Origin of the sequence: Trinickia sp. EG282A, assembly GCF_040965455.1 — a bacterium.
In the GTDB taxonomy this organism is placed as follows: Bacteria; Pseudomonadota; Gammaproteobacteria; order Burkholderiales; family Burkholderiaceae; genus Trinickia; species Trinickia symbiotica.
Window position 1 is genome coordinate 1 of the sequence record NZ_JBFRCC010000020.1, and the last position, 6,390, is coordinate 6,390.

Below are 6,390 nucleotides of genomic sequence, written 5' to 3' on the forward strand. Positions count from 1 at the left end.
AGCTCGTCGGGGAACAGCTTCGGCGCCTTCGGGTTCTTGCTCTTCTTGGTCACGGTTGCTTCGGTCATAGGACGTAATTTCCGTTATCGTCTCATGACCTCGACACACTAAAATTCTGACAGGCTCGTCTTCTGTCATACGAGCCGAGCTGGAGAGTGCACTGGCTCACGACCTCGTGCTTGTCGACCGGCCCGTTTCGGACGCAATCGGCTATTTGGAAGCCGCACTCCAGGTCTCGGGCCGCACGATCACTGCCGATGAACGCCACTACCTGTACACACTGGTTGGCATGCATTCGTCGCGATATGCGTTGCTTTTCAAGACGAACCTGAACCTGTCGATCCCGCTGGGTGAAGGGCGAGACCCTGATGTGGAATTCAGGATCGAGGCGGATAAACACATTACGCGATCGCTTTCTGAACTTGGAATCCGCACCCTTGATCCAAGGTCGCCAGAGTCTGCCAGCACGATTCGTGCATTGCTCGACCGAATGGCGGCGGCTGCCTGACCCGACGCGTCCGACTACGATTCTTCGAAAGGGGTTCATCACGCCTCAGAGGTGCGATTAAAGCCACCCTAGCCGTACTATGACGGTATTGCCCTAGCTAGCGAATTGTCTCGTGATGCTTTGTCTTGGCGATATTTCCAAGTGAGCGGGCGTTGAGATTCCAATGCGGTCCGCCGAACACCGTCGCGTGCCAATGGGAACTGTCACCGGCCTGTGATCTCAATCCAACGCAGACCGATGTCAAGGCGCGCATCCTGACGACAAAGCTCGATCTCGACGAGGGAACGTGTTCGGTTGGCCTCCCGGAAAATGCCGCGGAGTTCTTTGGATTGTCGCTGAAATAGGGCTCGGGCCACGGATCGGGAGGTGGCCAACGTGACCCGGACATGGCGATCGGTCGCTCAGGAGGTCGGTTCAAGGCGCGCAGAGATTGCCCGCGTGGCGAGTGCCTTCGAGCACGATGACCTTAGCGCCGCATTACGGTTGTGACGGTATCGAGCACCGCATTCGAGCGAGGCTGACGGTATCAGCGACGGTATCGAGCTCATAAATCGTCCTGAGACACCGGCGTCCGCGATCTTTAAAATAAAGCGGGCGTGGACTCTCCGCTGCGGTTCGGTGAAAGCCGTTTAGTGCCGGGCGCGTTTTTCGGTATCGCTGACGGTATCGAAGCCGCGCGACGCGGCGGAAACGCTGCCCTCGTAAGGTGTCAGCCTCCCGATTGACAATCGAGTGGGGTGTGCCAAGAACGCGAGCATCAGCTAACCGATGTTTGCGGTGCTTTACCAGAGATGAAGGAAGGCCCTTCGGAGCCGGCCTGCAGGGGCAGGTTCCAAACCGCCACGAGTTGCGCGGGTAAAGAGTCCGCGTGGTGAGCGTCGATGGAAAAGGCAGAGTTCGACTCTGTCAGGTAAGGATCGAAGAGACGAATGTTAGTCAACCGCTGAAGACGTGTCGAAATTGTCCCAGAAGATGTCGAAAGCGTAGAGCCCACTTGCTCCGGGACAAGATCGGGCGACGCATGCTGACGGCCGATCGGCATCCGGCAAATAGGCGGCGTGACTTTGATTCATGTTAGCGCCAATGTAAAACTGACCCACCGGCGGGTCAGAATTCTATCGGCGTTGACGGATTCAGGCTTTGGTTGTCTGGCGACAACTAGATTTGCCGGTGTTGGCGGCTGACCTGCTGAGGCTGCGGCCGTCGCTATGATGCGGCTCCCTCCGGAGCCAGCATGAAAAAAGACGGAGAAATCAAATTCTTGCGGGAAGAACGGCGGAAAGGAGCGAGCCAGAAGCTGGCGGCAACGCGAACCGGTATGAGTGAGCGCACGGTTCGTAAGTACGAGCGTGCTGGCACGTTGCCGAATGAAGTGAAGAAGCCACGCACGCATCGCACGCGGGAGAATCCGTTCAGCCCCGACGGGCCGTGGGTTGAGGACACCTAAAGCGAGACCCGGCATTTTAGGCCAAGACGCTGTTCGCGCTGCTGTGCCAGACGTTTCCGGGGCGATATCAGGAAGGCCAGCTGCGTACGTTGCAGCGACACATTCAAGCGTGGCGAGTTCGTTACGGCCCGGAACAGGAGGTCATGTTTCCACAGAAGCATGTGCCCGGGCGCATGGCTCAATCCGATTTCACTTCGATGAATCGCCTGAGAGTAACGATCTGGAGCACGGCATTCCCACGCCTGGTCTATCATCTCGTGCTGACCTATTCGAACGTGGAGGTCGTACGCATTTGCTTTTCCGAGAGCTTCGAGGCGCTGGCCGAAGGGCTTGAAGCGTGCCTGTGGCAGATCGGCGGTGTTCCCGAATGGCACCGCACCGACAATCTGACCGCGGCCGTACGCGACCTCGATCGCGAAGGAATGCACGAGTTCACGCAGAACTATCGAGCATTGCTCGCCCATTACGGCATGCAGCCGTCGGCGAACACGGCCGGATGCGGTAACCAGAACGGTGACGTCGAGCAATGCACTTCCGGTTCAAAAAGGTCGTGGATCAGGCACTGCGGGTTCGCGGCACGCGAGACTTCGGAACGCGTAGCGATTACGAACACTTCCGTGGCGAACTTGTTCGGCTGCGCAATCTCACACGCTCGCAACGATTCGAGCAGGACCGAGCGGCGCTTAGGCCGCTGCCCGTGGCGCCGTTGGACTGCACGCGCGAGGTCTCGGTGCGCGTCTCTCGTTTCAGTTTAATTCGGCTGCTCAACAATCATTACTCCGTGCCGTCGCGATTGATCGGTGCGACGCTGAAAGCGCGCATCCGCTCGGAGATCTTGGACTTTTACCACGGGACGGCGCATGTTCTCACTCTTCCGCGCTTGACCGGCCGCAATCAGCGACGAATCGACTACCGGCACCTAATTTGGTCGCTGGTAAGAAAGTGCGGGGCCTTCGCGGCCTACTGCTATAAAGACGAGCTGTTTCCAACGACCACGTGCCGCCGGGCCTACGACGCATTGCCTGCCGCAACGCCGACGGAGACGGACCGGGAATACCTATGCCTGTTGCATTTAGCTGCGAGCACGTCCGGGGCCGAAATCGATGAAGCAATCGTCCGCGTATTGGATGAGGACCGCGTACCGACACTCGATGTCGTGCGGCACCTTCAGCAGCGCGCGGTTCAGCCTGAACACCTACCACAGCGCCGAGGGCATCGTCAGCGTGATGTGCTGCCAGCGCGTTTGCGGCAGCCTCGCCGTTTGCGTGGCGATCCATTGGTCCGTCGCCTTCTTGCCGCACGTGGGGCAGAACCGGCTCTTGCAGCTGAAGCACACCCTCTTGCGATGCGGGCAGGCTCCGTTCGAGCAGGAGTGGCTCGCGTAGCCCATTACTTCCAGTCCGCAAGCCAGCAGGCGCACCATGTTGTCCACCACCGCCGAGCGGATCTCATGCTCATGCTTTTTGAAATGCCGCCACCAAGCCTCGCCGGTCTGCAGCAGCTGTTTGATCGGACTGACGGTTCTGATGATCGGTACCTCCCGTGCGCCACACCTCCGACTCTACCATCCCCCGCTCGCAGCCAACGGCGGGTTGCCTGCGGCGTTGCCTTCGCATAGCGACGGTTCTAGTCGCCGCGCAGCGGCTTACCTTGTTCTGTAAGGGACTGCTCGGTTTTTCAGGGGCGACTCAACCACATAGCAAAGCGCGGCACACAGGCGGCGCTTTGCTGACTGAAAAGCTACTTCCACTACCCACACGAAATGCTGACGACACAGGCCGACGTCATGAACGCCGACCCGCTCGCCTTCATCCGGCAGTGGGTCGCGACCGGGCACCTCACTCGTCGTCGGTCGGCGCCACTTCCCAAGCGGCGTTTTCACCGTTGCGGGATAGCGGATTGTCCTCGCCGACAGCGGTGGGCAGGTCGGCCGGGGCGAGGCTGTAGGCGTAAAGCTCGTACAGCACTTGTTGCATTGGCGTGTAGTAGACGATGGAACGGCCGTCAGGCTCGCCGGAGGAGATGATCCCGATCAGCTGCCGGTCGTAGGTGACAACCGGTCCGCCGGAGTCGCCGTTGTCAATGCTGTTGAGCTCGGACGAGTGCGCGGCATTGATGTGCTCATAACTCGGTTTATAAACTCCCGCCTCGACAGACATGCCTTGCCACACGCAGCGGACGCCGGTGCGCCAACCGCTTGTGCAGAACTGTTCATACGGCGCGTCCGACCACCCGGTAACAGCAAGGCGCGCTTCCTGCCCGGCGCGCGGCATAAAGACCTGGTTGTTCGCAAGGGGCGTATAAGTCTGGATCGGACTGCAGAAGGCTGCGCTGTGGTGACCGGAGCACTGCAAGGACCACGGATTCGGCTTGGGCGATACCCGCACAAGCTCGATGTCCGAGGCAGCCGACTGCCACACGACGGTGCCGATGGCAACGGTACCCACGTGGATGGTCGCGTGCATCGGCGCGCAGTGCTTGGCAAGCACGAGCCATCGTGTGGCACGTTGGTAAGGCGTCAGTCTGTGGAGGATGCTCTTGGGCACCAACACCGCCCCTACGCTGCATGACCCAAAGGGAACGCTGACCTTCGAGCCAGAGATGACCGGCAGGACGGCGCGGTCGGGATTACGAGGCTGCACGACGCCCGGGCTTTGCGCCGTGGCAACCGAGGATGCGAAGGTGGTGGCGATGGCCATTGCGAGGGATGCCACACGCTTTTGCAGTGGTAGGGCTTTCATCAGGGATCGAGTCCTCTCAGGGATGTCGGGATCGGGGACAGTGGTGGTTCGCGAGGCCCATTTCAGGCCTCCGGCTCGCCTTCGCCGGCACCGGGGCGGCGCCCAGGCCCATCTCGCGGGCTTGGGTCCAGCAGCTCAGTTCGTTCGGGTTCGTCTGCATGTCTCGCTCCTCAGGGACATGGATTTTTGCCACTTTTATCGGCGTTGTTGCATTTAGTCGCCGCGCAGCGGCTTACCTTGACCTTCCGATCGTCGAACTTTTTCTTCGAGTCCATGAATTCGAGCATGTGTCCGACGTCCATCACGACGTACGCCTTATCGTTGACCTCGAACTCGTGCAGATCCGCGTCGTGCCAGCCGAATGCGGCTTGCAGAATGTCATGAAGCTTGCGCAATGATTCTCCGCCTTGGACTTGCACGCGGCGCGAGATGGGCGGATCGATGTCACGGATTTGCGCATGCAGGGTGAACAGTCGGTAGGACTTGGCCATGGCGTAGCGAGTATCGGAGGTCGAGGCGTATTAACGCCTCACGCCACGAGACTGCTTACCTTCCCACGGCAATAGTTCATCGATGATCGGATACTCTGCGATGCGTGCAAACACGTATCGCAGATGCGTCTCAGGATCGACATTGTTAATCTTCGCTGTGCCGACCAAGCTGTAGATCGCGGCGGTACGTTCACCGCCCGAATCGGCACCCGCAAAGAGGCAATTGCGGTGACCGATAGCCGCGCGAATCAGGGGAGGCGCGACGCTCGTCGGGAGGGGCTGCCATGGATCGCTTCTTCAACTTTATGCAGCGCACCGATCCACTCAAGGGCCTCGGTATTGAAGGCATTCGGCCGCGCCACGAGGAGTTCATCGAGCTGTCGTCTCGCATGAGCCCAACAAGCCTTGGTGGTCATGGGGCAGCCATGCAAGACCCGTCGGCGAAATGGCCCATGACGCACAAATTCACACTATGCGCAGTGACAGAAGTGACCATGCCGAGCGACGGCGTGGCTAGGGTGATGCGTCGCTTTCTCGCGCCGCTGGCGATAGCGGTGCATGATGGCGGCATGCGCCTCACGACCGCGCCAGCTGCGCTGGTAACGGCGACCGCCACCCATGTAACCTTGCGCCTGGCCGAGTGCACAATCCGGATCATCCGTCTGCAAAGACTGAGCAGTAGTAACCTTCATCAAAGTGACCTTCGTCATGGTTTTGCGGGTAGCACACCGTTGGGGTCTCCGCGGCAGCCTGCGCAGCTACCCCCATCAGCGTAGCAGTTAGCAGCCCGCCGCACACGATCCTCTTGATTTTAGGCATGAACATGAACACTCCTTTTCAGCAAGTTATTAAGGCGTCAGTCCCGCAGTTCGTAGCACTGCCCGCGACAGGCACGTACCCCATGCACCTGTGTGTGCAGTCTATATCAACGGCGACTGAGCTCTAATTGTGCCACGCGATTTGGTGAAATTTAATAAGAAAGGTATCAAATAAATTGATGTCAGACCTTGCTTATGTTGATCGCCGCAAATTTTATTGGGCTTTCAAAATTCTCTCAGTAGAACTAAAACCGCTAAGGATGGTGTTCAAAACACGGTCGGCGACGCCGACGTAACGACGCAAGTAACGCCAGGTGAAATCAATGAGACGACGCGCGCGAATTCGATGTTCGAATGAGCATAGATGCAGCTCTGCAATCCGTGA

7 protein-coding genes and 1 pseudogene are annotated in these 6,390 nt (G+C 59.1%); 3 read left to right on the forward strand and 5 right to left on the reverse strand.

Annotated elements, in window-relative coordinates:
* Nucleotides 1–175 precede the first annotated feature (175 nt).
* Together AB4Y31_RS31645 and AB4Y31_RS31650 are read left to right on the forward strand one after the other, a co-directional pair.
* On the forward strand, nt 176–508 hold the full coding sequence (locus AB4Y31_RS31645; protein ID WP_368677406.1) for a hypothetical protein: 333 nt from the start codon (nt 176–178) through the stop codon (nt 506–508).
* Nucleotides 509–1,742: 1,234 nt separating this feature from the next.
* Nucleotides 1,743–1,955 (forward strand): hypothetical protein, encoded by a 213-nt coding sequence (locus AB4Y31_RS31650; protein WP_368677407.1) that lies wholly within the window; start codon nt 1,743–1,745, stop codon nt 1,953–1,955.
* On the opposite strand, the gene AB4Y31_RS31655 is transcribed toward AB4Y31_RS31650, so the two are convergent.
* The 5 genes and pseudogenes from AB4Y31_RS31655 to AB4Y31_RS31675 all read right to left on the reverse strand — a co-directional run.
* Nucleotides 1,952–2,482: a hypothetical protein gene (locus AB4Y31_RS31655; protein WP_258187866.1), complete on the reverse strand. Its 531-nt coding sequence runs from the start codon at nt 2,480–2,482 to the stop codon at nt 1,952–1,954. The two genes, AB4Y31_RS31650 and AB4Y31_RS31655, sit on opposite strands and share 4 nt — an antisense overlap.
* 668 nt (nt 2,483–3,150) lie before the next feature.
* Complete coding sequence (locus AB4Y31_RS31660; RefSeq protein ID WP_368677408.1) at nt 3,151–3,378, reverse strand: transposase zinc-binding domain-containing protein; 228 nt, start codon at nt 3,376–3,378, stop codon at nt 3,151–3,153.
* Between the two features lie 415 nt (nt 3,379–3,793).
* Nucleotides 3,794–4,696 (reverse strand): trypsin-like serine protease, encoded by a 903-nt coding sequence (locus AB4Y31_RS31665; RefSeq protein ID WP_368677409.1) that lies wholly within the window; start codon nt 4,694–4,696, stop codon nt 3,794–3,796.
* A 170-nt stretch (nt 4,697–4,866) separates the two neighbouring features.
* Nucleotides 4,867–5,187 (reverse strand): plasmid pRiA4b ORF-3 family protein, encoded by a 321-nt coding sequence (locus tag AB4Y31_RS31670; protein WP_107153860.1) that lies wholly within the window; start codon nt 5,185–5,187, stop codon nt 4,867–4,869.
* 30 nt (nt 5,188–5,217) lie between these two features.
* A pseudogene (locus tag AB4Y31_RS31675) lies at nt 5,218–5,591 on the reverse strand (transposase domain-containing protein); the annotation flags it as partial.
* Between AB4Y31_RS31675 and AB4Y31_RS31680 the strand changes: the two are divergent.
* The gene (locus AB4Y31_RS31680) at nt 5,472–5,963 is read left to right on the forward strand and encodes a hypothetical protein (RefSeq protein WP_368677410.1); all 492 of its coding nucleotides are present in this window, start codon (nt 5,472–5,474) and stop codon (nt 5,961–5,963) included. The pseudogene AB4Y31_RS31675 and the gene AB4Y31_RS31680 sit on opposite strands and share 120 nt — an antisense overlap.
* Nucleotides 5,964–6,390: the final 427 nt, after the last annotated feature.